Here is a 24785-nt window from a genome sequence, read left to right as displayed (position 1 = left end):
AAAACCAGCTGCCAAGCCAGTTGCTAAAACTGCTGCTGCAAAACCAGCCGCCAAACCAGCTGCCAAAGCCTGCTGCTGCAAAGCCAGCCGCTAAGCCAGTTGCCAAACCTGCTGCTGCAAAACCAGCTGCCAAGCCAGTTGCTAAAGCTGCCGCTGCAAAGCCCGCCGCTAAACCAGCTGCCAAACCTGCTGTTGCAAAGCCCGCTGCTGCCAAACCAGCACCGACCAAGCCAGCTGCACCTGCTGCTACCGCGTCCACCGCTCCAACCGCATCGGCCAGCAGCACGCCTGCACCGGTAGCGCCAAGCTCTACCCCAACCAGCGCTTCCTAAGTGCCGGTGGCCATGACGCGCAGCAGCTGCAGCGCGTCATGGTCAAGGTTGGCGGCATCCTCAGCCGCCAGTCCTTCCAGCCACTGTTGTTGACCTTGCGCTATCGGCCATGCCTGCGCCAACGCTTCCAGGCGTGTCAGCAGTTCCCGCTCGGCCTCCAACTCCAACGCCTTGATCCGTTCGCGCAGCGCCGCCAATGGCTGATCCTGCTGCGCCATGACGCGCCATTGCACGCGCAGGCTTCGTAACGGTTCGATCACCTGCGTGCGCCATGGGCGAGCCAGTTGTTGCAAGGCCTGCACGCGCTCAGGCTCAGCCACTACACCGCGCTGCTCCAACCAGGCACCACAGAGCAAAAGGCACACATCCGCGCCTTGTTCCTGCAAGCGCAGGCAAGCGGCTTCGACGCCCGGCCGGGCGTAAGTCGAGAGGGCAAAGCTCCACAGGTCAGCGCACATATTCACACCCAAGCCAGCGGCCAACGAAGCTGGTAGACTCCGCCGCCATTATGATCCGACTTCAAAGCCTAACATTACAGCGTGGCCCGCAACGTCTTCTTGAAGACGCCGAGCTGACCCTGCACGCCGGTCACAAAGCCGGCCTGATCGGTGCCAACGGCGCCGGCAAATCCACGTTGTTCGCCCTGTTGCTGGGTGAGCTGACCCCGGATTCCGGGGACTGCTTGCTGCCGGCCGACTGGCGCATCGCCCATATGCGCCAGGAGATCGACACCCTGGACCGCATCGCGATCGACTACGTGCTCGATGGCGACCTGCGCCTGCGGCAGGTGCAACACGACCTGGCCGAGGCCGAGAAAGCCCAGGACGGCGCCGCCCAGGCGCGCCTGCACTCGGAACTCGACAGTGCCGACGGCTACACCGCCGACGCCCGTGCGCGCAAGATGCTCGCCGGCCTGGGCTTCACCAACGAACAGATGGATCGCCCGGTCGCCGACTTCTCCGGCGGCTGGCGCATGCGTCTGAACCTGGCCCAGGCGCTGATGTGCCCGTCCGACCTGCTGCTGCTCGACGAACCTACCAACCACTTGGACCTCGATGCGATCCTGTGGCTGGAGGACTTCCTCAAGAGCTACCAGGGCACCTTGCTGCTGATTTCCCACGACCGGGATTTCCTCGACGCCGTGGTCGATAACATTGCCCACGTCGAACAGAAGAAAATCACCCTCTACCGTGGCGGCTACACCGCGTTCGAACGCGCCCGTGCCGAACGCCTGGCCCAACAGCAGCAGGCGTTCGAGAAGCAGCAGGCGCAACGTGCGCACATGGAAAGCTACATCGCCCGGTTCAAGGCCCAGGCCACCAAGGCCCGCCAGGCACAGAGCCGGATCAAGGCCCTGGAGCGCATGGAAGAACTGTCGGCGGCCCACGTCGATTCGCCGTTCGACTTTGTGTTCCGCGAGTCGGTGAAAATCTCCAGCCCGTTGCTGGACCTCTCGGATGCTCGCCTGGGTTATGGCGAAAAAACCATCCTGGAAAAAGTGAAGCTGCAACTCACACCGGGTGCGCGCATCGGTTTGCTGGGCCCCAACGGCGCGGGCAAATCGACGCTGATCAAGAACCTGTCCGGCGAGCTGCAACCCCTGGCCGGTCGCCTGACCCGTGGCGAGAACCTGGTGGTGGGCTATTTCGCCCAGCATCAGCTGGACTCCCTCGACGCCAAGGCCAGCCCGCTGTTGCACCTGCAACGCCTGGCGCCGACCGAGCGCGAACAGGTCCTGCGCGATTTCCTTGGCGGTTTCGACTTCCGTGGCGCGCGTATCGACGAGCCGGTGCTGAATTTCTCCGGCGGCGAAAAAGCCCGCCTGGCCCTGGCGTTGATCGCCTGGGACCGGCCGAACCTGTTGCTGCTCGACGAACCGACCAACCACCTGGACCTGGAAATGCGCCTGGCGCTGACCATGGCCTTGCAGGAATTCAGCGGTGCGGTACTGGTGGTGTCTCACGATCGCCACTTGCTCAAGAGCACCACCGACAACTTCCTGCTGGTGGCCGACGGCAAAGTCGAAGAATTCGACGGCGACCTCGACGACTACGCGCGCTGGCTGACGGATTACCGCCTGCGCAACGCGCCGGTCAGCAACACCCCGGTCAACCCGGACAAGACCGACAAGAAAGCCCAGCGCCAGGCCGCTGCCGCCTTGCGCCAACAACTGGCGCCGCACAAGCGTGAAGCCGACAAGCTGGAAGCCGAACTGGGCAAGGTGCATGAGCGCCTGGCCAAGATCGAAGCCAGCCTGGGTGACAGCGCTGTGTACGAAGCCGCACGCAAGGATGAACTGCGCGACCTGCTGGCCGAACAGGCCAAGCTCAAGGTGCGTGAAGGGCAATTGGAGGAAACCTGGATGGAAGCCCTCGAATTGCTCGAAACCCTGCAAGCGGAGCTGGAGGCGCTGTCCTGATGGAAGCCTTGCAGTTGCCGCTGCCGCCGCAGTGGGTCGAGCCCATCTGGATCGGCGTGCAGATCCTGCTGATCCTGCTGGCCGGCTACCTGGCGCAGCGTTTTGTCGCCAAGGGCCTGACGCGCCTGGGCGAACGCTACCCGTTCCCGCCGCAACTGTTGATGCCGCTGCGCGGTGGCTTGCGCTGGCTGATCATGGGCAGCGCGCTGATCTTTGTGCTGGAGCGCGTGGGCGTGTCCGCCACGGTGCTGTGGACCGCTCTGTCGGGTTTTGTCGCCGTCGCGGCCGTGGCGTTTTTTGCCATGTGGTCGGTGCTGTCCAACCTGTTGTGCGCGATCCTGATCTTTACCGTCGGGCCATTCCGCATCGGCGACATCGTCGAACTGGTGGACACCGTGGACAAACCGGGCGTGAAAGGCCGGGTGGTGGCGATCAACCTGTTGTACACCACGCTGATCGAAGTGGCAGAGGCCGGTACCGACAGTGCGATGGTGCAGGTGCCCAACAGCCTGTTCTTCCAACGCTCGGTGCGCCGCTGGATCACCCCTGCGTAAAAATTCTATAGCCAGGCCTCGGTGCTCGGAGTTAGCTTAACGCTCACGACGAATTTGAAACGAGGTGTGTAATGGCACTCGATACATGGCTGGCCTTTTTCGTGGCCAGTTGGGTCATCTCCCTTTCCCCTGGTGCAGGCGCCATCGCCTCGATGTCCAGCGGCCTGCAATACGGTTTTGCGCGCGGCTACTGGAACGCCATTGGCCTGCAAATCGGCCTGGCGATGCAGATTGCCGTGGTCGCGGGCGGCCTGGGCGCGATTCTGGCGACGTCTTCCACCGCGTTTTATGCGATCAAATGGTTTGGCGTGGCGTATCTGGTGTACCTGGCCATCAAGCAATGGCGCGCCTTGCCCATGGACATGTCCGATGACGCGGCCGTGCGCCCGATCGGCAAGCCGATGGCGATGATGTTCCGCGGTTTCCTGGTCAATGCGAGCAACCCCAAGGCCTTGGTGTTCATGCTCGCGGTGCTGCCGCAGTTCGTGAACCCGCAGGCGCCGCTGGTGATCCAGTACGTGATCCTTGGCGCGACGATGATCTGCGTGGATATGATCGTGATGGCGGGGTATACGGGGTTGGCGTCGAAGGTGTTGCGCTTGTTGCGTACGCCGAAGCAGCAGAAGCGCATGAACCGTACGTTTGCCGGGTTGTTCGTGGGGGCCGCTGGCTTCCTCGCCAGCCTGCACCGTGCTACGGCATAAATCGCGATATAGCTGAAGAAACCCAATCAAAATGTGGGAGCGGGCTTGCTCGCGAATGCGGTAGATCAGTCAATACATCTGGTGACTGACACTCCGTCTTCGCGAGCAAGCCCGCTCCCACATTGGGTTTTTGGTGTTTGTGAGATCGCGGCTCAGCGCAGGATCTTCGGCGCCTCATCCCTCGGCAGGTTGTTGCGCAACACCGGTTGCCCCGGCGCTTGATAGCCGCCACCCAACTGTTCCGCCAACTGCCGCGCCACATCCTCACCCAGGGTTTTCGACACGTCCTTCACCACCCGTGGGCGGTTCAGGTTCACGCGTACGTCGCGGCTGTTCACCAGCTTGGTGTCTTGCCCTTCGCCCATGGCGGTAAACGCCGAGGTGATCTCGAAGGTGCGCGTGTTGATCAGGCTGAAATCCGCCACCAGTGTCAGGCTCAGCACTGCCGAGTAGCTGTTGGTGCGGTCGATGGCGTTGAGGTCCTGGGTGAAGTCGATGTCGGACAGGGTGCCGAACAGCACGTAGTCCGCGCCCTTGAAGTTGCCGGCCTTGATGCGTTTGATCACGTCATACACGTCGCCCTTGGCATCGGCGGTGTAGGGCGTGCCTTGCACCAGCTGGAACTGGCGCGACTTGAGGATCTCGCCCTTGATGTCACCGCTGAATTTGCGCAGCTCAAGCTGCTCGATGTAGCTGGAGCGGCTCTCGAACTCGGCGTAGCTCGACGCGCCACTGGCGTGGTAGCCGCTGGCCTGGAAGTTGTTGCTGGCCGAAACCGCGTGGATATATTCCTCGACCCGTGCCTGATAGGCCAGGTCGGTCACCGCGATTTTCGGGGCGGCCGAGGCGCCAAAGGCGCACAGCAGGCCGATCATGCCGATCCATGTACGCATGGCTTAGCGCTCCGTGGTCTTGCGGATTTCTTTTTCGTCCATCCACTCGGCCAGGCCGCTTTCCACGTCCACCAGTTGCAGGCTGAACTTGTAGAACACGTCCTTGTAGTCCGAGCTGCGCTTGACGATGGAACTGATGGAGCCTTCCAGGCGGTACTTGGCGGCGACCATGTTGCCGGTCTTGCTCACCGTGGACTTCTTGTACAGGCCGCTCTGGTTCTGCAGCTTGAGCTGGTCGACCTGGCTTTGCATGTCGGTGTTGTCGCTGGCGAAGCGTGCGGTGCCGGTCTTCATCAGCTGGGTCTTGATCGACGTGGTGATCTCGCGGGTGTCGATGTACTCGCTGGTCTTGTTCTTCACGTCATACACCTGCACCACCGGGCGGCCTTGCAGGATGCCGGACTGGGCGAGGGAGCGGGTCATGGTTTCGGCGATCATCTGCAGGTCGGTGGAGCCGAACTCGTTGGTCACGGTTTCCACGGCCTTGGTGTCGCCGTAGCTGATGTTCTTGCTGCCCAGTACCGGCGAGGTGTTGGAGCAACCGCTGGCCAGGACGGCAACCACGGCAAGGATCGAGAAGCGTGCAAACATGGGGGAATTTCTCCGGAGCTGAATAGGGGCGGGCGTCAAGGCGTCTTCACTTCAAGGCGGAAGTCCGCGGCTTGAGGCAAATTGGCAATGGCCGGCAGGAAGGTCGCCTGGTTGGCGTACAGGTTCAGCACTTTCCAGGTGTCTTCGTCGCCTACCGGGAAGCCGTCGGCCCCCAGCCAGGCGAAGCGGTAATACATCGTCTGGTTGCTGCTGGTGATGTTGCTCAGCTGCACCTTGGCGGTGAGGAAGCCGTTCTCGCGGGCCACACGGATGGCGCCGACGGCGATGCCCTTGAACTTGCCCATCACCACGATTTTGCTCGCCGCGCTGCCAGGTTCCGGTGGCGGCGGGGTGGCGCAGCCGGCCAGCAGGACCAGCGCCAGGGCGCCGAGGATGAAATGACGCATAACGTGCTCCTTTAAGGTTGTTTGAGGGCGATGGCCTGGGTGGCCGGGTTTGGTACCACGTGGGCCGCCAGGCCGCTGGTGAACACCTGGTTACCGACCACGCGCAGGGTGATGACTTGGTAGCGCTGGTCGGCCTTGACGGTGACCCGCGTGCCGCCCAGGGCATTGGGCAGGCTGACCTGGTGCTCGCCGTGCTTGAGGCGCAGGCGCGTGACTTGGGTCAGGTCCGGCAGGGTGCGCCAGGTGCGCGTATCGGCGCCTTCGGTGACGGCCGAGGCGATGCCCAGCACCAGCCCGGCCATGGGGTTGGTCTTGTTCAGGTTGTTTTGCGTCACGCCCCGGGTCACGGCGCGCACGGTGGTGCGCAGGATGATCCCCGGCATGTCATCGCGCAGGGCGCGGCGCGACATGGCGGTGGTGCTGTTGAGTGCGGTGAGGTTCTGTTGCTGGCCATCCACACCGATCTGCGCGAAGTGCGCGGTGGAGGTGTCGGCCTTGATCACCGGGAACGACAGCGGGGTGATGACCAGATGGCCGTCGATCGGGATCGGCAGCGGCAGGCGGATCGAATCACGCGCCGGCGCCAGGCCGCTCTGCACCACGATCAGCACGTCGGTTTCATCGGCGCCGAGGCTGGTTTTGTCGAGGTCGAGCAGGGCTTGTTCCAGCGAGGGCGTATTGGGGCGCAGCTCGGCGGCCTTGCGGTAGCCGGGGGCGGCCAGGTCTTTTTCGCCGAGGGCTTCGTAGACGAAACCGGCGAGGTAATGACTGAAGGCACTTTGATAGCTGTTCTTCAGGCCGACCACTTCCGGCGCGTCCAGGGCCTCCACGGGGTAGCCACGCAGGTCCTTGAATTGAGTCGTCACGCCTTGGCGTTCGGCTTCGTTCTCGCGCTTGAGGTATTCCTTGTCGCGCAGGTCGGCGATCACCGCTTCGCGTTCGTGGGTCTTCTTGATCTCGGTGCGGGCGCCGTCGAAGTCGTTCAGGGCCAGCAGGTTCAGGGCCATTTGCGTGGTCAGCATGACTTTTTCGTAGTCATAGCCTTCGTAGCGACGCACCTTATCGTTGGCGAGGAAACTGCCGAACTGGGCGAGGTAGCGCTCGCTGTCGAACTTGACCGACTCTTCCCACTTGTAGACTTGCAGGTCGGCGCTGCGCCAGGCGGTCTGGCTGCCGCTCAGGTCGCCCTTGGCCCGCAGCAATTCGCCCTTTTCGAAGAAATACAGCAGGTCCTTGTCTTCGCCGCTGTTGTTTTTCTCCAGCAGGGTCAGTGCGCCCTCCACATTACCGCTGACCAACTGCTGGTTGGTGGCTTGCAGCTCGGTGTCGTAGCTGCGAAACATCGAGCAACCCGACAGCAAGGTGACCGCCGCGAGCGCAAGCGGGGTAACGGCGCGAAATGCCATGCAGACTTCTTCCCTGAACGTAACCAGCTGATGTGCCAATTCCTCATTAAAACGAGGAAATAAAGACCCTTTCGCGATAACAGGGCGCGGCATTATAGGCGCGGTTGCTGGCAAAACAATGGCTTTGTGCCTGGAAGATAGAGGGGGGCGCCATCACTGATGCGACGCTATTCCCTGCGTCAAATCACTAACGCCTTGAGTCAAAGCGCTTAACGTTAAACAATATGTTACTTCGTATTTCCCTTTGAGATTCATTCATGACTGCCCCCTTCCGTTTTCTCGCCTGGCTGATGCTGCCGGCGTTGATGTCGTGCAGCTTCCCCCTGCTGGCCGCGACGACCGAGGGCGCGCCGCAAGCCCTGCATTTGTTGGACTACATTGGCGCCGACTACCCGCCGACGGTGGAGGCGGGCAAGGTTGTCGATGATTCCGAGTACCGCGAGCAGCTGGAATTTCTTGGGGTCTTGCAGGGGTTGGTGGCGGATTTGCCGGCCAAGCCCGAGCGCGCCGAGTTGATCTCCGGCGTCGATGAGTTGCTGGCGGCGGTCACTGCCCATGCGGACGGCGCGGCCGTCGCCCACCAGGCCCGGCAGTTGGGCGCAAAGCTGGCGGTGGCCTATGAAGTCAGCCAGGCCCCGGCGATCACCCCCGATCCTGTGCGTGGCGCGCCGCTTTACGCCCAGCAGTGCTCGGTGTGTCACGGCGCTGCCGGCGCCGGTGATGGCCCAGCGGGCACAGGCATGACGCCGCCGCCCGCCAACCTGACGGACGCTACGCGCCTGGATCGCCTGAGCCTTTATGCGATCTACAACACCCTCGGCCTGGGCGTCGAAGGCACCGACATGCCGTCCTTTGCCGACCAACTGGACGACCGCCAGCGCTGGGACCTGGCTACCTACATCGCCGGCTTCACCGCCGACCCGGCTGCGGCCAAGAGCGAGCAACCGTTCAACCTCGCCGACCTGGCCCGCCAGACCCCGAATGAAGTGCTGGCTGCCAGCGGCCCGGCCGCCGCCGCGACCTTTCGCGCCCAGCGCGCGCAACCGCCGCAGGTCAAGCGCGGCCCGGCGCAGTTGCTCGACTACACCGCGAGTACCCTGGACAAGAGCCTCGCCGCGTTCCGCAACGGTGACCACGAGCAAGCCTATGACTTGTCCGTCGCCGCCTACCTGGAAGGCTTCGAGCTGGTGGAAAGTTCGCTGGATAACGTCGACGCCAACGTGCGCAAGGACACCGAGAAGGCCCTGATGGCCTACCGGCAGTCGTTGCAGGACGGGCTGCCGATCGAGCAAGTGCAGCAGCGCCTGGATGTGGCCAAGGGCAAGCTGACTGAATCCGCCGGCCTGCTGGGCAGCGATGGCTTGAGCTGGTCGCTGAGTTACATCTCGGGTTTGCTGATCCTGTTGCGCGAAGGCCTGGAAGCGATCCTGGTGCTGGCGGCGATCCTCGCGTTCCTGCGCAACACCGGCCAGCAGTCGGCGGTGCGCAGTGTCAACGTCGGCTGGGGCCTGGCGCTGTTGGCGGGCTTGGCCACCTGGGCGCTGGCGGCGTATGTGATTGACGTCAGCGGCGCCCAGCGCGAACTGCTGGAAGGCTGCACAGCGCTGTTTGCCAGCGTGATGGTGCTGTGGCTTGGCGTGTGGATGCACGACCGCCGCCATGCCGCCGCGTGGCAGGACTACATCAAGAGCAGCCTGGTGGGCGGCGGTGGGCGCTTCGGTTTTGCGATGCTGGCGTTCTTCTCGGTGTACCGCGAGCTGTTCGAAGTGATCCTGTTTTATGAAACCCTGTGGCTGCAAGCCGGCCCGGCCGGGCACAACGCGGTGTTGGCCGGTGGCGCCACGGCGCTGGTGCTGTTGGTGGGCCTGGCGTGGGTGATCCTGCGCGGCTCGGCGAAGCTGCCGTTGGCGCTGTTCTTTGGTATCAATGCGGCGCTGTTGTGCGCGTTGTCGGTGGTGTTTGCCGGGCATGGCGTGAAGGCGTTGCAGGAAGCCGGGATCTTCGGCACCCGGCCGGTGGCGTTCTTTGACTTTGATTGGCTGGGGATTCATGCCGATGCGTACTCGTTGAGTGCGCAGGCGGTGGCGATCCTGGCGATTGTGGTGTTGTATGGCCGCAGCCGGTTGGCCGAGAAGCGTCGCGCCAGCGCTTGAGTTGGCACCGTCAGTGTGGGAGCGGGCTTGCTCGCGAATGCGGTCGGTCAGTCACAGATGTTTTGTCTGATCCACCGCTTTCGCGAGCAAGCCCGCTCCCACATTGGATCGATGTTGTTTCTGGAAGGAGTGTTTATGCGCGTATGGATCGATGCCGACGCCTGCCCTCGGGCAGCCAAGGACCAGGTGGTCAAGTTCGCCCTCAAGCGCCAGTTCGAAGTGGTGCTGGTGGCCGGGCAGAGCCAGATCAAGCCGAGCTTTTCATGCGTAAAGCTGATCGTGGTCCCCAGCGGCCCGGACGCGGCGGACGACTACCTGGTGGAGCACGCCGTGCCCGGTGAGTTGGTGATTTGCAGCGATGTGCCGCTGGCGGATCGCCTGGTGAAGAAGGGCGTAACGGCCCTCGACCCACGGGGCAAGGAGTTCAGCCCGGCGAACATGAGTGAGCGCCTGGCGGTGCGCAACCTGTTCACCGATCTGCGCGAACAGGGCCAGATGGGCGGCGGGCCACCGCCCCATGGCGAGAAGGACAAGCAAGCATTTGCCAATGCCCTGGACCGTATCCTGACCCGATTGATGCGGGCCGGTTAGTCGTTCTCGTGGGTCAACTCCAGCACCCGATCCACCAGCTTGTTGATGCCTGAAGCCACCTCGCTGATGCTCTTGCCCACCATATAGGCCGGCGTGCTCACCAGCTTGCGCGCCTTGTCTTCGACGATATCGTCCACTGCACATTCCTGGTGGGTGGCGCCCATCTTGTCCAGCGCCGCCGCCGTGTCGGCGCAGTTGCCGATGGTGCATGTCACGCCGGGGCCGTAGATCTTCGCGGCCAGGGCAGGGGAGATGCAGATCAGCCCCACTGGCTTGCCCGCTTCGGCAAAGGCTTCGGCGAGTTCCAACACCTGCGGGTTGACGCTGCACCCAGCGCCTTCCACGGCAAAGGTGGACAGGTTCTTCGCTGCCCCAAACCCACCCGGCACGATCAGCGCGTCGAAGTCGTCGGCGTTGGCTTGACCAATGTCCTTCACCTCGCCGCGGGCGATGCGCGCCGATTCCACCAGCACGTTGCGGGTCTCGGGCATCTCCTCGCCGGTGAGGTGGTTGATCACGTGCAGTTGCGCAATGTCGGGGGCAAAGCATTGGACCTGAGCGCCGCGCTGGTCCAGGCGCAGCAGGGTGATCACGCTTTCGTGGATCTCTGCGCCGTCGTACACGCCACAGCCGGAAAGGATCACTGCAATCTTTTTGCTCATGGGCATTTCTCCTGGGTTCATGGCGTTAAATGTCTACTAATTTGTCACCTGTTGCCAATGGGCTCTTTCGCCGCTACACCTACTCTAGATGTAACAAAAATAGACCGGACTAGCCCATGGACTTCGTGCCTTACGCGGTACCGTTTTTCATCGCCTTGATCGTGGTGGAGCTGCTCGCCGACCGCTGGCGCGGCGAGCGCAACTATCGGGTGGCAGATGCCATCAACAGCCTCAGCACCGGTGTGCTGTCCACCACCACGGGGCTGTTGACCAAGGGCGTGGGCCTGTTGACCTACGCCTTCGCCCTCAAGCACCTGGCGCTGTTTGAGTTGCCTGCCCAGAACCCCTGGACCTGGGTGCTCGCCTTTGTGTTCTACGACTTTTGCTACTACTGGCTGCACCGCATGGGCCATGAGCGCAACATCCTCTGGGCCGCGCACTCGGTGCATCACCAAAGCGAGGACTATAACCTCAGCACTGCCCTGCGCCAGACCAGCACCGGCTTCCTGCTGAGCTGGATCTTCTACCTGCCGCTGGCCGTGGTCGGCGTGCCGCTGGTGGTGTTTATCAGCGTGGCCTCCCTTAACCTGCTGTATCAATTCTGGGTGCACACGCGCCACGTGCCCAAGCTGGGCTGGTACGAGTGGTTCTTCGTCACGCCGTCCAATCATCGCGCGCACCATGCGCAGAACGCTCTCTACATGGATCGCAACTACGGCGGGGTGTTCATTATTTGGGACCGCCTGTTCGGCACCTTCCAGGAAGAAGACGACAACGAACCGGTGATTTTCGGCGTGACCACGCCCCTGGCCAGTTGGAACCCGCTGTGGGCCAACCTGCAGTTTTATGCACAGCTGTGGAGTGATGCGCGGCGCACCGAGCGTTGGTGGGACAAGCTGCGCATCTGGTTCATGCGCACCGGCTGGCGCCCGGCGGATGTGAAGGCCAAGTACCCGTTGGCCAAGCACGACTTGAGTCAGTTCCGTAAGTTCGAGGTGGCGCTGGATGTGCGCCAGCAGGTGTACATCGCCCTGCAATTTGCCGCGTATGTGGGCTTTGGCAGCTACCTGATGAATTTCGGCGAGGGTTTGCCCACCGCCGCGTTGATCCTGGGTTGGAGTGCGATGGCGCTGGGTTTGTTTACCTTGGGCGTGGCCCTGGAGAACCGCCCGTGGGCGTTGAAGGCGGAACTGGCGCGGTTGGCGCTGAACGTGCCGCTGGTGTGGCTGGCGCCGCAGGTGGGGCTGTGGTCAGCCAGCAACCTGGGCTGGCTGGGCCTGCTGAGCTACAGCCTGCTCAGCGTGATCGGCCTCTATTGTTGCAGAAGCCGGCTTACTCGACTGGCGTCTTAGTCGTTTCGACCGGGGCCGGCTCGGCGGCGAGCCGGGCCTTGGCGTCGGCACACGCCTCGCGGGCGATGCGGGCGTTCTTGATGCGGCGGCGCAGCCACAGGCCGAAGCCCAGTACCAGCAAGGCGCCCAGCACCCACAGCTCGTACTTCTTGACGCTGCCCAGCATGCCTTCCAGCACCGCGCCGAAGTGGTAAGCGGCCGCGCCCAGTGCGGCCGCCCAGATCGCCGCGCCAATCCCGTTGAGAATCAGGTAGCGCAACGGTGGGTAGCCGGAAAGACCAATCGCTACCGGCATGACCGTGCGCAGTCCGTAAACGAAGCGGAAGCTCAACACCCAGAGATCCGGATGCTTGCGGATATGCCCCAGGGCCTTGTCGCCCATCAGTTGCCAGCGGGGCTTGCGTGCCAACAATTTGCGCCCGTGTTTGCGGCCCATGTAATACCAAAGCTGGTCGCCGGCGTAGCTGCCAAAAAAGGCCACGACCACCACGAGGTTGATATCCATGTACCCACGGAACGCCAGGAAGCCTGCGAGAACCAGAATGGTCTCGCCTTCAAAGAAGGTGCCCAGGAAGAGCGCAAAGTAGCCGAAGTCATGCAGAAATTGTTGAAGCATGGTCTGGGGGTGCTGGCGAAATGAACGCGCAGCCTACGCCTTCGTGAACATTCGTGAAAGTATCGAGATGTGTCACGAAGTGAACAATTCCTACATAAACCGCGAATGCGGCTACAGGTCGCACCGATAAGCACAACTGTCATTCATTCGTCATAATGCCCGCTTATAACTGCAACGCTCGCCCGTAAACGCGGGCTCAGGAGTCTGTCGTGAGCTTTACCCCTGCCAATCGCCTGTTCCCCGCTACCCGTCTGCGTCGCAATCGTCGTGATGATTTTTCTCGCCGCCTGGTCCGTGAAAACGTGCTGACGACGAATGATCTGATCCTGCCGGTGTTTGTGCTCGACGGTGAAAATCGCCGGGAAGCGGTAGCCTCGATGCCGGGTGTAGAGCGCTTGACCATCGATCAACTGCTGATCGAAGCGGCCGGCTGGGTCGAGTTGGGCATTCCGGCGCTGGCGCTGTTCCCGGTTACGCCGCCTGAACTCAAGTCCCTCGACGCCGCCGAAGCCTGGAACCCGGAGGGCATCGCCCAGCGCGCTACCCGTGCCCTGCGCGAGCGTTTCCCGGAACTGGGGGTGATCACCGACGTCGCGTTGGACCCGTTCACCACCCACGGCCAGGATGGCATTCTTGACGAAGACGGCTATGTTCAGAACGACATCACCGTCGATGCGCTGGTCAAGCAAGCCTTGTCCCACGCGGCGGCGGGTGCCCAGGTGGTTGCACCGTCGGACATGATGGACGGCCGCATCCAGGCGATTCGCGAAGCCCTGGAGCTGGCCGGCCACGTCAATGTGCGGATCATGGCCTACTCGGCCAAGTACGCCAGCGCCTATTACGGCCCGTTCCGCGATGCGGTGGGTTCGGCGCTGAACCTGGGCAAGGCCAACAAGGCCTCGTACCAGATGGACCCGGCCAACAGCCAGGAAGCCCTGCACGAAGTGGCGGCTGACCTGGCCGAAGGCGCCGACATGGTGATGGTCAAGCCCGGGATGCCCTACCTGGACATCCTTTACCGGGTCAAAGAGGAATTCAAAGTGCCGACCTTTGTCTATCAGGTCAGCGGTGAATACGCCATGCACATGGCCGCGATCCAGAATGGTTGGTTGAGTGAAGGGGTGATCCTTGAATCCCTGACTGCCTTTAAACGTGCCGGCGCTGATGGCATTCTGACTTACTTCGCCGCCCGCGCTGCCCAATTGCTTAGAGAGCAACAATAGCCCTCACAGGAACACTCGATGAATACCGAAGGACTCACAGAAGTTGCCGTAAAAGACGCTCACCCAGTGGTTGAACAAGTCACCGAGACCCCGCCAGAGCTGGAGCCAGCGCCGCCTGCCGTGGTGGCCGAAGTGCCAGCACCGGCACCGGTGGTCGCGGTGACCAACCTGGATGACAGCAGCCTGTACATCCACCGCGAGCTGTCGCAACTGCAATTCAACATCCGCGTGCTGGAACAGGCGCTGGATGAGTCCTACCCGTTGCTGGAGCGGCTGAAGTTCCTGCTGATCTTCTCCAGCAACCTGGACGAGTTCTTCGAGATCCGCGTTGCCGGCCTCAAGAAGCAGATCACCTTCGCCCGTGAACAAGCCGGCGCCGACGGCCTGCAACCCCATCAAGCCCTGGCACGCATCAGCGAGCTGGTACACGGCCATGTGGATCGCCAGTACGCGATTCTCAACGACATCCTGCTACCGGAACTGGAAAAACATCAGGTCCGCTTCATCCGTCGCCGTCACTGGACCACCAAGATCAAGACCTGGGTGCGCCGTTACTTCCGCGACGAGATTTCGCCGATCATCACCCCGATCGGCCTTGACCCGACGCACCCGTTCCCGTTGCTGGTGAACAAGAGCCTGAACTTTATCGTCGAGCTGGAAGGCATCGACGCCTTCGGTCGCGATTCCGGCCTGGCGATCATCCCGGCGCCGCGTCTGTTGCCACGGATCATCAAGGTACCGGAAGAGGTGGGGGGCGCTGGCGACAACTATGTATTCCTCTCGTCGATGATCCACGCCCACGCCGATGACCTGTTCCAGGGCATGAAGGTAAAAGGCTGCTACCAGTTCCGCCTGACCCGAAACGCCGACCTGGCGCTGGACTCCGAAGACGTCGAAGACTTGGCCCGCGCCCTGCGCGGCGAGCTGTTCTCGCGGCGCTACGGTGATGCGGTGCGTCTGGAAGTGGCAGATACCTGCCCGAAACACCTGTCCGACTACCTGCTCAAGCAGTTCAATCTGGCAGAGTCCGAGCTGTATCAAGTCAACGGCCCGGTGAACCTGACGCGCCTGTTCAGCATTACCGGCCTGGACAGCCACCCGGAGCTGCAATACACGCCGTTCACCCCGCAGATCCCGAAACTGCTGCAAAACAGCGAGAACATCTTCAGCGTGGTGAGCAAGCAGGACATCCTCTTGCTGCACCCGTTCGAGTCCTTCACCCCGGTGGTCGACCTGCTGCGCCAGGCCGCCAAGGACCCGCACGTATTGGCTGTACGCCAGACCCTGTACCGCTCCGGCGCCAACTCGGAAATCGTCGATGCGTTGGTGGATGCCGCGCGTAACGGCAAGGAAGTCACCGCAGTGATCGAGCTGCGCGCGCGCTTCGACGAAGAGTCCAACCTGCAACTGGCCAGCCGCCTGCAAGCGGCGGGCGCGGTGGTGATCTACGGCGTGGTCGGCTTCAAGACCCACGCCAAGATGATGCTGATCCTGCGCCGCGAAGCCGGTGAGATCGTGCGCTACGCCCACTTGGGCACCGGTAACTACCACGCCGGCAACGCCAAGCTCTACACCGACTACAGCCTGCTGACGTCCGACGATGCCTTGTGCGAAGACGTCGGCAAGTTGTTCAGCCAGTTGATCGGCATGGGCAAGACCCTGCGCATGAAGAAGCTGCTGCACGCGCCGTTCACCCTCAAGAAGGGCATGCTCGACATGATTGCCCGCGAGACCCAGTTCGCCCTCGACGGCAAACCGGCGCACATCATCGCCAAGTTCAACTCGCTGACCGATCCGAAGATCATCCGCGCGCTGTACAAGGCCAGTCAGTCCGGCGTGCGTATCGACCTGGTGGTGCGTGGCATGTGCTGCCTGCGTCCGGGCATTGTCGGCGTGTCGCACAACATCCATGTGCGCTCGATCATCGGCCGCTTCCTGGAGCACACGCGGGTGTTCTACTTCCTCAATGGAGGCGAAGAGCAGATGTTCCTCTCCAGCGCCGACTGGATGGAGCGCAACCTCGACAAGCGTGTGGAGACCTGCTTCCCGGTGGAAGGCAAGAAGCTGATCATGCGCGTCAAGAAGGAGCTGGAAAGTTACCTCACCGACAACACCCACAGCTGGAGCCTGCAATCGGACGGCCGCTACGTGCGCAACACGCCAACCGGCAACCAGAACCCGCGCAGTGCGCAGGCGACGTTGTTGGAGCGGTTGGGTAGCCCGATCCTCACCGTGAACTAAACCTGGTGTGGGAGCGGGCTCTTGTGGCGAGGGAGCTTGCTCCCGCTGGAGTGCGCAGCGCTCCCAAGAGCTTTGGGGCTGCTACGCAGCCCAGCGGGAGCAAGCTCCCTCGCCACAGCAAGCCCGCTCCCACATTTGTTTTTGCAGTGTTCTTTAGCGCACGTTCAGCGTGAACCCTACCCGCGTCAACCAATCCGCTTCCTGGGCAAAATCCGCCTGGGTCAGTTGGTTCTCATCCAGCCAGCCTTTGGGGAACACCACGTCCAGGCTGTCGCCGTTGGCGCGCAGGGTCACCTGGGGCATTTCCTGGGTGCCACGGATGTGGTGGAACAGGATCGCGAAGCGCAGCAGTACGCACAGGCGGATCAGCTTGCTGCCTTCATCGCCGAATTCGGCAAACTTGTCCTTGGGGATGTTACGGCGATGGCCGCGCACCAGCAGGGCGAGCATTTGCTGGTCTTCGCGGGAGAAGCCGGCGAGGTCGGAGTGCTCGATCAGGTAGGCGCCGTGCTTGTGGTAATGGTAGTGGGCGATATCCAGGCCCACTTCATGCACCTTGGCTGCCCAGCCGAGCAACTCGCGCCAGACGCCGTCTTCCAGGTCCCAGTCCTCGGCCACCTGGTCGAAGGCGTGCAGGGCTTTGCGCTCTACCCGGGCCGCTTGTTCCAGGTCGACGTGATAACGCTCCATCAGCGAGCTGAGGGTGCGCTCACGCACGTCTTCGTGGTGATGGCGGCCGAGCAGGTCGTAGAGCACCCCTTCACGCAGGGCGCCGTCACAGTGGTCCATGCGTTGCAGTTCGAGGGCGTCGAAGATCGCTTCGAGAATCGCCAGGCCCGCCGGGAATATGGTGCGACGGTCAGGCTTGATGCCGTCAAAGTCGATCTTCTCCGCATCACCCAGCTTGAACAGCTTGCGCTTGAGCCATGCCAGGCCTTCGGCATTCACTTCGCCGGTGCCATGGCCGCCAGCCTTGAGGGCCAGGCCGATGGCGCGGATGGTGCCGGATGAGCCGATGGCCTCATCCCACGTCAGGCGGTGCAGGGCGTGCTCGATGCTCATGATCTCCAGCCGCGCCGCCGTATAGGCCTGGGCGTAGCGTGCCGGTGTGATCTTGCCGTCCTTGAAGTAGCGCTGGGTGTAGCTGACGCAGCCCATCTGCAGGCTTTCGCGCAGCAACGGCTCGAATCGCTGCCCGATGATGAATTCGGTACTGCCGCCGCCGATGTCGGCGACCAGGCGCTTGCCCGGCGTGTCGGCCAGGGTGTGGGACACGCCGAGGTAGATAAGACGCGCTTCTTCACGGCCGGAGATGACTTCTACCGGGTGGCCGAGGATTTCCTCGGCACGGCGGATGAACTCGCCGCGGTTGCGCGCTTCGCGCAGGGCGTTGGTGCCGACGATGCGTACGGCGCCCAGGGGCATGCCGTTGATCAGTTGGGCAAACCGCTTGAGGCAATCGAGGCCGCGCTGCATGGACTCTTCATTGAGCTGGCGCTCGTCGTCGATCCCGGCAGCCAGTTGTACTTTCTCGCCGAGCCGCTCAAGGATGCGGATCTCACCGTTCTGGGCCTTGGCCACGACCATGTGAAAGCTGTTGGAGCCCAGGTCGATGGCGGCGATCAGGGACAGATTCTTGGCTTGGGATTGCGGCATGGTTTGGGGGTCTCGGTCGATAACCTTGCCATCGTGCCACGATCGACCGCTGGCGCCAACGCGTTGTGCTTCTGGAATTTTTCCGAGGTTGTCTGTGGGGGGGCTTGTATGAAATGTAAGGGGGGGAGTTAAGTTGCGTCGGAATAAACTCTTCAGTGTCGTAGGATTATTTGACTATGTGATTTCATGAGGTTACTCCTGAATTATCCTACAGATGAGTTGGGGAAGGTTTATTCGTTGTTTTGTTCTGGACTACCTTGTTGTTGGGTTCACGGGGCTACTTGATTTTACGACTCCTACCGTTATTGAGGTGTTGTCCGATTCTTTAAGTGGGCGCCAAGACCACAGACTGTCACTCGGCAATCTTGCCGTGGTGTTATTTATTTAAGTTTTTATATGTTTGAAACGAAAATAAATACGCCTGACAACTTTAAGTGACAGGTCGAATATGAAAAAAATTGTTGGATTGACCCTCGGTATCGCTTGCTTGGCTGCCGCCCTCAACGCCCATGCCACTACCAGTGCCGAGCTGATTGTCAGGGGCACGATCAAACCCGCCGCCTGCAACCTCAGCATGACCGGTGGCGGCATTGTCAAATACGAGGATATCCCTTCGGGGCAATTGCTCCCGACTGCCTTCAATCCGCTGACCGAGAAAACCACGCCCCTGAACGTCAGCTGCGGTACCACCCCTGCCAAGTTCGGTCTGAAATTCGTTGACCTGCAGGCGGCGAGCAAGGTGCCGGGCATCCTCAGTGCGTTCGGTCCAGGCTACACCGAGGCGCACAACTTTGGTCTGGGCATTGTCTCCGGCCGCAAGACCGGTGGTTTCTCGGTCACCCTCAGGGATCTCAGGTCGTCTGGTGCGACGCTGTATCCCATTGTCCGGGTAGGCACCGGTGCCTGGCAGACCAGTGACGGCAAGGTTGCTCAGTCACCCAGTCAGCATTCGTGGCGCAGTGGTGCGACCGCCGTGCCGGCCTCGGTCGCTCAGTTGACCGGGACTATCGTGGTCAGGGCGGTTATCAACAAAGCCCAGGACCTGGACCTGAGCCGTGACGTGACCCTTGACGGGCGCGCGACACTTGAACTGAGTTACATCTAAGCGACTGAAGTACAGCCGATCAGAAACTATTTGTTTCTTGTCGGCTGTTTTTATGTGGGCGCCTGGTTGTCGGTCGTCAACTTAAGGGTTGTGGGGAATGCTGAGTGCGCAGACTTTCAGTAATAAATTATGTGTGGCTGTTGTATGTAAGTTTGTATCTTGGATTTTTCGGCAGTGCAGTAGCGGATGGCATGTTGCCGGAAACCACGGTGGTCGTGCTTTACGAAGAACAGGGCGAGGCCACGATAAATATCAAGAATACCGATGCAGCGCCGGCGCTGCTTCATTCAGTCGTGCAGAACGTGCCCGAGGATGTGGAGCCGCTATTGATCGTGACACCGCCCATTACGCGGGTGGAAGCGGGTGAAACCCAGCTGGTGCGCTTCATCAGCACGTTGAAGGCGCCATTGAAGACCCAGCGGTTGAAACGCGTGTCCTTCGAAGGCATCCCCCAGGCACGCACTGCAGGTGGTGCGACCATTGGTATCACCCTGCGCCAGAACTTGCCGCTGATCCTGCACCCACAAGGCCTGCCTGTGCATCACACCCCCTGGGAGTTGCTGAAGTGGCGGCGCGCAGGGGAACGGCTCTCGGTGCACAACGACAGTGCCTATGTGGTGCGCCTGGCGTCGGAGTTGCTGTTGCTTCCGCAGCGGCGCGCGGCGACGTTGCCACGCACCTACATCTTGCCGGGAGAAGTGCTGGCGGTGACGGTTGAAGGGGCTTTGGGCGCTTTGACCGAGGTCGAGATCCAGCCGGCGACGACCTACGGGTTCTCGGCCGACAACTACCGCGCTCCGATCCATGCGGATGGGAGCTGAATGACCCATGGCAAATCTCTCGAACAACAGGCCTGTGACTTGGCCCCAGCGATCCACACTGCTTGTGGGGTTTGCGACGCTGTGGAGCCTGCCTGGCCTGGTAAACGCGCTGGAACTGGGCGAAGGCTTCGACCTCGCGGCACTCACTACCCACGGTATTGACCCGAAGGTTTCCGACTACTTTCGCCATGCCGCACGTTTTCGCGAAGGCGTGCATGTGGTGGGGCTGCGGGTCAATGGCAACCCGCTCGGGTTGGTGGACGCGCGCTTCGATGCGCAAGGGCAATTGTGCTTTACCCCGGGGCTGCTGGAGAAAGCCGGGTTGGTCAAGCCCGGCGCAATCGCCCGTGAGGGCGCCACTGCGGACCAGACCTGCCATGACTTTCTCGGCGCTTTCCCGACGACGATGGTGCGGCTGCGGCCGGGCAGCGATGAAGTCGCGCTGGTAGTACCGACGCAGTCACTGCTCGCGCCGCAATGGGAGAGCGGGGACCTTGCCCGGGGCGGTGCCGCCGCGCTGTTCAATTATGACGTGCTGGGGTTCGACGGCCGGTCCGGTAGTGAGTCCAGCCGGTTTGTGTCGGCCTATACCGAGGCGGGCTTCAACCTTGGTGACTGGATTGTACGCAGCCGCCAGTACTACCTGTCTGACAATGGCGCGAGCAGCACTGAGCACCTGTATGCCTATGCGCAGCGGGACATGGCTGCGTTGCAATCGACTTTCCAGGTGGGCCAGCTCTCCAGCAACAACCCGTTGTTTGGTGGCATCCAGTTGTCTGGGGTGCAGTTTTCCCCGGACGGTCAATCGCGAGTGCCCCAGGGCAGCAACAATGCGGTGGTGGAAGGCCTGGCCCAGAGCCAGTCGCGGATCGAAGTACGCCAATCCGGCGTGTTGATCCACAGCACGCTGGTGCCCGAAGGCCCCTTCAGGCTGACGGGATTACCGTTGCTCAATGGCACCAGCGACCTTGAAGTCAGCGTGATCGATGTGCGGGGCGCCAAGCGAAGCTTCGTGGTGCCAGCGGCTTCGTTCGCGGGGGCAGCGCCGGCGGCGCCGGGTTATTACTTCTCCCTTGGCAAGGTGCGTGCGGATACCTATGGGGAGGCGCTGTCGCCGGTTGTCGCCATGGGCAGTGGCACCTGGGGGGTGGGGCGTGACTCGTCTGCTGGCTTTGGCTTGTTGAGCACCGATGACTACTGGTCGGCAGGTGGCACCCTGAGTAGCGTTTTTTTTCAGCGGATGTCCGTGGGCGCGCGTCATAACCTTTCCCGAGACAGCCGTAACGCCGTATCCGGAGGGCGCAGCAGCCTGTCCGTGAGCAGTCCGGTGTCGGCCAGCGTCGACCTCAGTCTCAGCGCAACCACTCAAACCAGAGGGTATCGCGAGGTGCTTGAAGCGGGCCGTTCGTTCAAGGCCGGCGAGCTGGATTCGCGTTTCAAAAACCACTACACGGCGAGCGTAAGCTGGGTCGATCCCACGCTGGGTGCGTTTTCCGTGGGCTACAGCCACGGCGCGCAATTTGATGGGCGAGCGGCCGAACACGTGTTCGCTTCGTGGAACAAATCGTTGCGCCACGCAGATGTTGCGTTGATCGCCGACTCGCAGGTGGGTGGCTCCCGAGCGCGCCGTGACACCACACGTACCGGCAGCCGGCGCGATGAAACCCTGGATAATGACCTGTCCCTGCGGTTGCAGGTCAGCGTGCCCCTGGGTGGGGATCGTCGAGTGAACAGCTATGTCAGCCGCCGTGGGGACCAGGCCCGAGCCGGCACAGCGCTCACTGAACGGGTGAATCAGTATGTGAACTACGAAGTGGGAGTCGAGCGCGACCTCAGTAACCGGGAGCAATCGATGCGTGGCCAGTTGGACCTGATGCCACGTTATACCCGGGTCGGCCTGGGCGTCAGCCGCGACTCGCTGGGCACCCGCTACAACGGGCAGTTGCAGGGTGGCGTTGTGGCCCACGGCGGCGGGGTGACCTTCTCGCCGTACACCGTGCAGGACACATTCGGCATTGCCTCGGTTGGGGATATCGGCGCCGCAACTCTCGACACCCCGCAAGGCCCGGTGTGGACCGACTTCAGCGGCCAGGCGGTGATCCCGGGCTTGCCGGCCTACACCAGCAGCCGCATTGAGGTGCAAACCCAGTCGTTGCCGCGCCACGTGGATTTGAAGAACGGCACCCGGGTGCTCAGTGCCGGTCGGGGGTCGGTGAATACTGTGGCCTTCGACGTGGTGAAGGTGCGCCGCATGTTGCTCAGCGCCAGCGATGGGCAGGGCCAGCCGCTGCCCCAGGGCGCTGCCGTGTTCGGCGCGGACAATCGCTTCCTGACGAGCGTGGTGGGCGAGGGCATGATCTTCCTGAACGACGCCAACGACACGCAAAGCCTGCGGGTTTCATTGCCGGATTCTTCCTCCTGCCTGCTCAACCTTTCCACCGAGGCCAAGCCTGATCATGACAAGTTCTACGAGACTGCATCGGCGGTATGCCATGGCCGCTAAGTTGAAAGGCATGGGCGTTGTATTGTGCTGCGCAGTATTGCTGCCTCAGGCCGTGTGGGCGCAAAACTGCCGATTGTCGGTGAGCCAGTCGCGCATCGATTATGGCGTTATTCGCCCGCTGGCATTGCTTGAAAGCCCCACCGTGGCGCTCGGCACGCGCACGCTGCACCTGAGCGTCGCGTGCGCAGAGCCGTCAACGATGGCATTGCGATTCGTGGGTGCCGCCGAGGGGCAGGATTTTCGCTTTGGCCAGCAGGGGCGTTTCCGCTTGAGCCTCAAGCAGGCCCTGGTGGACGGTCGCGCCGTTGAGTGGGCGGCCACCTATTCGCCCGGTGACGCCGCCAGTGGGCGCCTGCTGCCGGGCCAGGTGTTGGTCGCGCGAGCAGCCGGTGTGGCGGTGACCGGTCGGCGCTTGACGGCCCAGGTCGAGATCGACACCGAGCTGCCCGCCGACGCCTTGCAGGTGCGCAATCAGGCGGAGCTGGAGGGGCAGGGCCGTTTCGAACTGGTCAGCCCGGCTGCTCCGTAGAACCGATGAAGTTGGCCAGCTCGGCGGTTTGCGGGTTGGCGAACAACACCTTGGGGTCACCCACTTCATGCACCTTGCCCTGGTGCATGAACACCAGCTTGTCGCCGACTTCCCGGGCAAAGCGCATTTCGTGGGTCACCATGATCAGGGTCATGCCGTCCTTGGCCAGTTGGCGCACCACGCTCAGCACCTCGTTGACCAGTTCCGGGTCGAGGGCCGAGGTGATTTCGTCGCACAGCAATACTTTGGGTGACATGGCCAGGGCGCGTGCAATCGCTACGCGTTGCTGCTGGCCACCGGACAAGCGATCAGGGAAGGCGTCGAACTTCTCACCCAGGCCTACGCGCTCCAGCATTTGCTTGGCCAACTGGGCTGCCTTGGCCTTGGGCACTTTCTGTACGACTTGCGGCGCGAGCATCACATTTTCGCCGACGGTCAGGTGGGGGAACAGGTTGAACTGTTGGAACACCATGCCGACTTTCTGCCGCAGGCTGCGCAGGTCGGCGCGGGCGGCGTCGAGGTATTCACCGTCGACTTCGATCACACCGTCGTTGATGGATTCCAGGCCATTGAGGGTGCGCAGCAAGGTGGACTTGCCCGAGCCGCTGCGGCCGATGATTGCCACCACCTGGCCTTCTTCAACCGTCAGGTCGATGCCCTTGAGTACATGGTGATCGCCGTAATACTTATGCAGGGCGGAAATTCTAAGCAGAGGCATGCAGTCTCCTTTCCAGGTAGCGCGCACTGAGGGACAAGGGGTAGCAGAGCAAAAAGTAACCAAGGGCCACCAGGCCGTAGACCATAAAGGGCTCGAAGGTGGCGTTGGCGAGCATGCCGCCGGTCTTGGTCAGTTCGGTGAAGCCGATGATCGAGGTCACGGCGGTGCCTTTGACCACCTGCACCGAGAAGCCCACGGTGGGCGCCACGGCAATGCGCAGGGCCTGGGGCAGGATCACGTAGCGCAGTTGTTCCAGCGGGTTCAGCGCCAGGCTGGCCGAAGCTTCCCATTGCCCATGGGCGATGGAGTCGACGCAGCCGCGCCAGATTTCGGCGAGGTAGGCGCTGGTAAACAGGGTCAGGGCAATCGCGGCGGCGAGCCATGGCGAAATGTCCACACCGAGCAGGGCGATACCGAAAAACACCAGGAACAGCTGCATCAGCAGCGGTGTGCCCTGGAACAGTTCGATATAGGTGCGCGCGAGATTGCGCGCGAAGGCCTTGCTGCTGATGCGCATCGTCATCACCAGCAAGCCGATGACGCCGCCGCCGATAAACGCCACCAGCGACAGCAACAGCGTCCATTGCAGGCCGGTGAGCAGGTTGCGCACGATGTCCCAGAACGAAAAATCACTCATCGGCTATTCCTCATCACGAAGCGGCGGCCGATCCAGTTGAGCAGTTGGCGAATCATCAACGCCATGCACAGGTACACCAGGGTGGTCAGGGCGTAGGTTTCAAAGGCGCGGAAGTTGCGCGACTGGATAAAGTTGGCGGCAAAGCTCAGCTCTTCGGTGGCGATCTGCGAGCACACTGCCGAGCCGAGCATCACGATGATGATCTGGCTGCTCAGGGCCGGCCACACCTTGCCCAGCGCCGGCAGCAGGACCACATGGCGGAACGCTTCGAAGCGTGTCATCGCCAGGGCCGCCGCGGCTTCCAGCTGCCCGCGCGGGATGGCTTGGATGCCGGCGCGGATGATCTCGGTGGAGTAGGCCCCGAGGTTGATCACCATCGCCAGCACGGCGGCTTGCCACTCGGTAATCTTCAGCCCCAGGGACGGCAGGCCGAAGAAGATGAAAAACAGCTGCACCAGGAACGGCGTGTTGCGGATCAACTCGACGTACACGCCAAAAAGCCAGGCAAACGGCTGGATCTTCCACGCCCGCACCACGGCGCCGACAGTGCCCAATGCGACGCCGAGGATGGCGCCGATGGCCGTCAGTTCAAGGGTGAACAGTGCGCCGCGCAACAGCAGGTCGGTATTGGCCAGCACGGGCACAAAGTCGAATTGATAGGCCATGGGTCAG

The 24785-nt window shown here is 62.2% G+C and carries 23 protein-coding genes and 1 pseudogene; 13 read left to right on the top strand and 11 right to left on the bottom strand.

Annotated features, from left to right (window positions below):
* Positions 1 to 332 (top strand): annotated as a pseudogene (locus DBR46_RS30420) (hypothetical protein); the annotation flags it as partial.
* Here the strand turns inward: DBR46_RS30420 and DBR46_RS15330 are convergent.
* Positions 329 to 790: a TIGR02444 family protein gene (locus tag DBR46_RS15330; RefSeq protein WP_124526878.1), complete on the bottom strand. Its 462-nt coding sequence runs from the start codon at positions 788 to 790 to the stop codon at positions 329 to 331. The pseudogene DBR46_RS30420 and the gene DBR46_RS15330 overlap by 4 nt on opposite strands.
* A gap of 50 nt (positions 791 to 840) precedes the next feature.
* Here DBR46_RS15330 and DBR46_RS15325 point away from each other — a divergent pair, with 50 nt between their 5' ends.
* The 3 genes from DBR46_RS15325 to DBR46_RS15315 all read left to right on the top strand — a co-directional run bounded on the left by DBR46_RS15325 (position 841) and on the right by DBR46_RS15315 (position 4009).
* Entirely contained in the window at positions 841 to 2751 is a 1911-nt protein-coding gene (locus DBR46_RS15325; RefSeq protein WP_124526877.1) for an ATP-binding cassette domain-containing protein, read from the top strand.
* Positions 2751 to 3305: a mechanosensitive ion channel family protein gene (locus DBR46_RS15320; protein WP_124526876.1), complete on the top strand. Its 555-nt coding sequence runs from the start codon at positions 2751 to 2753 to the stop codon at positions 3303 to 3305. Before DBR46_RS15325 ends, DBR46_RS15320 begins: the two co-directional genes overlap by 1 nt.
* 71 nt (positions 3306 to 3376) lie before the next feature.
* Entirely contained in the window at positions 3377 to 4009 is a 633-nt protein-coding gene (locus DBR46_RS15315) for a LysE family transporter (protein ID WP_124526875.1), read from the top strand.
* Positions 4010 to 4161: 152 nt separating this feature from the next.
* Here DBR46_RS15315 and DBR46_RS15310 read toward each other — a convergent pair whose 3' ends face one another.
* Genes DBR46_RS15310 through DBR46_RS15295 form a run of 4 tightly spaced genes read right to left on the bottom strand, consistent with a single transcriptional unit; the run spans position 4162 to position 7306 of the window.
* Positions 4162 to 4902: a penicillin-binding protein activator LpoB gene (locus DBR46_RS15310; RefSeq protein WP_124526874.1), complete on the bottom strand. Its 741-nt coding sequence runs from the start codon at positions 4900 to 4902 to the stop codon at positions 4162 to 4164.
* 3 nt (positions 4903 to 4905) lie between these two features.
* A complete protein-coding gene (gene lpoB, locus DBR46_RS15305; protein WP_124526873.1) occupies positions 4906 to 5493 on the bottom strand; it encodes a penicillin-binding protein activator LpoB in 588 nt (195 codons plus the stop codon).
* 35 nt (positions 5494 to 5528) lie between these two features.
* Positions 5529 to 5900 (bottom strand): YcfL family protein, encoded by a 372-nt coding sequence (locus DBR46_RS15300; RefSeq protein WP_017530843.1) that lies wholly within the window; start codon positions 5898 to 5900, stop codon positions 5529 to 5531.
* A gap of 11 nt (positions 5901 to 5911) precedes the next feature.
* Positions 5912 to 7306, bottom strand: coding sequence for a COG3014 family protein (locus tag DBR46_RS15295; protein WP_124526872.1), 1395 nt, complete (start codon positions 7304 to 7306; stop codon positions 5912 to 5914).
* Between the two features lie 257 nt (positions 7307 to 7563).
* On the opposite strand from DBR46_RS15295, the gene DBR46_RS15290 reads away from it, so the two are divergent.
* Together DBR46_RS15290 and DBR46_RS15285 are read left to right on the top strand one after the other, a co-directional pair.
* Positions 7564 to 9459: an FTR1 family protein gene (locus tag DBR46_RS15290; RefSeq protein WP_124526871.1), complete on the top strand. Its 1896-nt coding sequence runs from the start codon at positions 7564 to 7566 to the stop codon at positions 9457 to 9459.
* Positions 9460 to 9594: 135 nt separating this feature from the next.
* Positions 9595 to 10050 (top strand): YaiI/YqxD family protein, encoded by a 456-nt coding sequence (locus DBR46_RS15285; RefSeq protein ID WP_124526870.1) that lies wholly within the window; start codon positions 9595 to 9597, stop codon positions 10048 to 10050.
* Here DBR46_RS15285 and elbB read toward each other — a convergent pair.
* Entirely contained in the window at positions 10047 to 10712 is a 666-nt protein-coding gene (gene elbB / locus DBR46_RS15280) for an isoprenoid biosynthesis glyoxalase ElbB (RefSeq protein ID WP_124526869.1), read from the bottom strand. The two genes, DBR46_RS15285 and elbB, sit on opposite strands and share 4 nt — an antisense overlap.
* 116 nt (positions 10713 to 10828) lie before the next feature.
* Between elbB and DBR46_RS15275 the strand changes: the two genes are divergently transcribed.
* Positions 10829 to 12064, top strand: a complete 1236-nt coding sequence (locus DBR46_RS15275) for a sterol desaturase family protein (RefSeq protein ID WP_124526868.1) — start codon at positions 10829 to 10831, stop codon at positions 12062 to 12064.
* Here the strand turns inward: DBR46_RS15275 and DBR46_RS15270 are convergent.
* Positions 12045 to 12680 carry a DedA family protein gene (locus DBR46_RS15270; RefSeq protein ID WP_124526867.1) on the bottom strand — a complete coding sequence of 212 codons (636 nt, stop codon included), beginning with the start codon at positions 12678 to 12680 and terminating at the stop codon, positions 12045 to 12047. The two genes, DBR46_RS15275 and DBR46_RS15270, sit on opposite strands and share 20 nt — an antisense overlap.
* Positions 12681 to 12889: 209 nt before the next feature.
* On the opposite strand from DBR46_RS15270, the gene hemB reads away from it, so the two are divergent.
* Positions 12890 to 13903, top strand: coding sequence for a porphobilinogen synthase (gene hemB, locus DBR46_RS15265; RefSeq protein ID WP_017736958.1), 1014 nt, complete (start codon positions 12890 to 12892; stop codon positions 13901 to 13903).
* 18 nt (positions 13904 to 13921) lie between these two features.
* Positions 13922 to 16144: a polyphosphate kinase 1 gene (gene ppk1, locus DBR46_RS15260; RefSeq protein WP_124526866.1), complete on the top strand. Its 2223-nt coding sequence runs from the start codon at positions 13922 to 13924 to the stop codon at positions 16142 to 16144.
* Positions 16145 to 16297: 153 nt separating this feature from the next.
* On the opposite strand, the gene ppx is transcribed toward ppk1, so the two are convergent.
* Positions 16298 to 17800, bottom strand: coding sequence for an exopolyphosphatase (ppx, locus tag DBR46_RS15255; RefSeq protein ID WP_177414061.1), 1503 nt, complete (start codon positions 17798 to 17800; stop codon positions 16298 to 16300).
* A 448-nt stretch (positions 17801 to 18248) separates the two neighbouring features.
* On the opposite strand from ppx, the gene DBR46_RS15250 reads away from it, so the two are divergent.
* From DBR46_RS15250 to DBR46_RS15235, 4 genes are all read left to right on the top strand, one after another.
* The gene (locus DBR46_RS15250) at positions 18249 to 18905 is read left to right on the top strand and encodes a DUF1120 domain-containing protein (RefSeq protein WP_124526864.1); all 657 of its coding nucleotides are present in this window, start codon (positions 18249 to 18251) and stop codon (positions 18903 to 18905) included.
* Positions 18906 to 19036: 131 nt separating this feature from the next.
* Entirely contained in the window at positions 19037 to 19726 is a 690-nt protein-coding gene (locus DBR46_RS15245; protein ID WP_124527117.1) for a fimbria/pilus chaperone family protein, read from the top strand.
* Between the two features lie 7 nt (positions 19727 to 19733).
* Positions 19734 to 22229, top strand: coding sequence for a fimbria/pilus outer membrane usher protein (locus tag DBR46_RS15240; RefSeq protein ID WP_124526863.1), 2496 nt, complete (start codon positions 19734 to 19736; stop codon positions 22227 to 22229).
* A complete protein-coding gene (locus DBR46_RS15235) occupies positions 22219 to 22758 on the top strand; it encodes a hypothetical protein (RefSeq protein ID WP_124526862.1) in 540 nt (179 codons plus the stop codon). The genes DBR46_RS15240 and DBR46_RS15235 overlap by 11 nt, the downstream gene beginning before the upstream one ends.
* Here the strand turns inward: DBR46_RS15235 and DBR46_RS15230 are convergent.
* From DBR46_RS15230 to DBR46_RS15220, 3 genes are read right to left on the bottom strand one after another with little or no spacing between them, the layout of a single operon-like run.
* Positions 22739 to 23476 (bottom strand): amino acid ABC transporter ATP-binding protein, encoded by a 738-nt coding sequence (locus DBR46_RS15230; RefSeq protein WP_124526861.1) that lies wholly within the window; start codon positions 23474 to 23476, stop codon positions 22739 to 22741. The two genes, DBR46_RS15235 and DBR46_RS15230, sit on opposite strands and share 20 nt — an antisense overlap.
* Complete coding sequence (locus DBR46_RS15225; RefSeq protein WP_124526860.1) at positions 23463 to 24113, bottom strand: amino acid ABC transporter permease; 651 nt, start codon at positions 24111 to 24113, stop codon at positions 23463 to 23465. Before DBR46_RS15225 ends, DBR46_RS15230 begins: the two co-directional genes overlap by 14 nt.
* On the bottom strand, positions 24110 to 24778 hold the full coding sequence (locus DBR46_RS15220) for an amino acid ABC transporter permease (protein WP_058426445.1): 669 nt from the start codon (positions 24776 to 24778) through the stop codon (positions 24110 to 24112). Before DBR46_RS15220 ends, DBR46_RS15225 begins: the two co-directional genes overlap by 4 nt.
* Positions 24779 to 24785 lie beyond the last annotated feature (7 nt).

The sequence above is a fragment of the Pseudomonas sp. KBW05 genome, from assembly GCF_003852405.1.
Classification (GTDB): Bacteria; Pseudomonadota; Gammaproteobacteria; order Pseudomonadales; family Pseudomonadaceae; genus Aquipseudomonas.
This window is presented reverse-complemented; position numbering and strand designations above follow the sequence as displayed.

What these genes read in the sequence shown, in the direction of transcription:
- DBR46_RS15250 (WP_124526864.1), top strand. Translation starts at nt 18,249, where the DNA reads ATGAAAAAAATTGTTGGATTGACCCTCGGTATCGCTTGCTTGGCTGCC.
- ppx (WP_177414061.1), bottom strand. Translation starts at nt 17,800, where the DNA reads ATGCCGCAATCCCAAGCCAAGAATCTGTCCCTGATCGCCGCCATCGAC.
- DBR46_RS15275 (WP_124526868.1), top strand. Translation starts at nt 10,829, where the DNA reads ATGGACTTCGTGCCTTACGCGGTACCGTTTTTCATCGCCTTGATCGTG.
- DBR46_RS15330 (WP_124526878.1), bottom strand. Translation starts at nt 790, where the DNA reads ATGTGCGCTGACCTGTGGAGCTTTGCCCTCTCGACTTACGCCCGGCCG.
- DBR46_RS15320 (WP_124526876.1), top strand. Translation starts at nt 2,751, where the DNA reads ATGGAAGCCTTGCAGTTGCCGCTGCCGCCGCAGTGGGTCGAGCCCATC.
- DBR46_RS15290 (WP_124526871.1), top strand. Translation starts at nt 7,564, where the DNA reads ATGACTGCCCCCTTCCGTTTTCTCGCCTGGCTGATGCTGCCGGCGTTG.
- DBR46_RS15285 (WP_124526870.1), top strand. Translation starts at nt 9,595, where the DNA reads ATGCGCGTATGGATCGATGCCGACGCCTGCCCTCGGGCAGCCAAGGAC.
- DBR46_RS15240 (WP_124526863.1), top strand. Translation starts at nt 19,734, where the DNA reads ATGGCAAATCTCTCGAACAACAGGCCTGTGACTTGGCCCCAGCGATCC.
- DBR46_RS15295 (WP_124526872.1), bottom strand. Translation starts at nt 7,306, where the DNA reads ATGGCATTTCGCGCCGTTACCCCGCTTGCGCTCGCGGCGGTCACCTTG.
- DBR46_RS15225 (WP_124526860.1), bottom strand. Translation starts at nt 24,113, where the DNA reads ATGAGTGATTTTTCGTTCTGGGACATCGTGCGCAACCTGCTCACCGGC.
- DBR46_RS15270 (WP_124526867.1), bottom strand. Translation starts at nt 12,680, where the DNA reads ATGCTTCAACAATTTCTGCATGACTTCGGCTACTTTGCGCTCTTCCTG.
- DBR46_RS15315 (WP_124526875.1), top strand. Translation starts at nt 3,377, where the DNA reads ATGGCACTCGATACATGGCTGGCCTTTTTCGTGGCCAGTTGGGTCATC.
- elbB (WP_124526869.1), bottom strand. Translation starts at nt 10,712, where the DNA reads ATGAGCAAAAAGATTGCAGTGATCCTTTCCGGCTGTGGCGTGTACGAC.
- DBR46_RS15235 (WP_124526862.1), top strand. Translation starts at nt 22,219, where the DNA reads ATGGCCGCTAAGTTGAAAGGCATGGGCGTTGTATTGTGCTGCGCAGTA.
- lpoB (WP_124526873.1), bottom strand. Translation starts at nt 5,493, where the DNA reads ATGTTTGCACGCTTCTCGATCCTTGCCGTGGTTGCCGTCCTGGCCAGC.
- DBR46_RS15220 (WP_058426445.1), bottom strand. Translation starts at nt 24,778, where the DNA reads ATGGCCTATCAATTCGACTTTGTGCCCGTGCTGGCCAATACCGACCTG.
- DBR46_RS15230 (WP_124526861.1), bottom strand. Translation starts at nt 23,476, where the DNA reads ATGCCTCTGCTTAGAATTTCCGCCCTGCATAAGTATTACGGCGATCAC.
- DBR46_RS15300 (WP_017530843.1), bottom strand. Translation starts at nt 5,900, where the DNA reads ATGCGTCATTTCATCCTCGGCGCCCTGGCGCTGGTCCTGCTGGCCGGC.
- ppk1 (WP_124526866.1), top strand. Translation starts at nt 13,922, where the DNA reads ATGAATACCGAAGGACTCACAGAAGTTGCCGTAAAAGACGCTCACCCA.
- DBR46_RS15325 (WP_124526877.1), top strand. Translation starts at nt 841, where the DNA reads ATGATCCGACTTCAAAGCCTAACATTACAGCGTGGCCCGCAACGTCTT.
- DBR46_RS15310 (WP_124526874.1), bottom strand. Translation starts at nt 4,902, where the DNA reads ATGCGTACATGGATCGGCATGATCGGCCTGCTGTGCGCCTTTGGCGCC.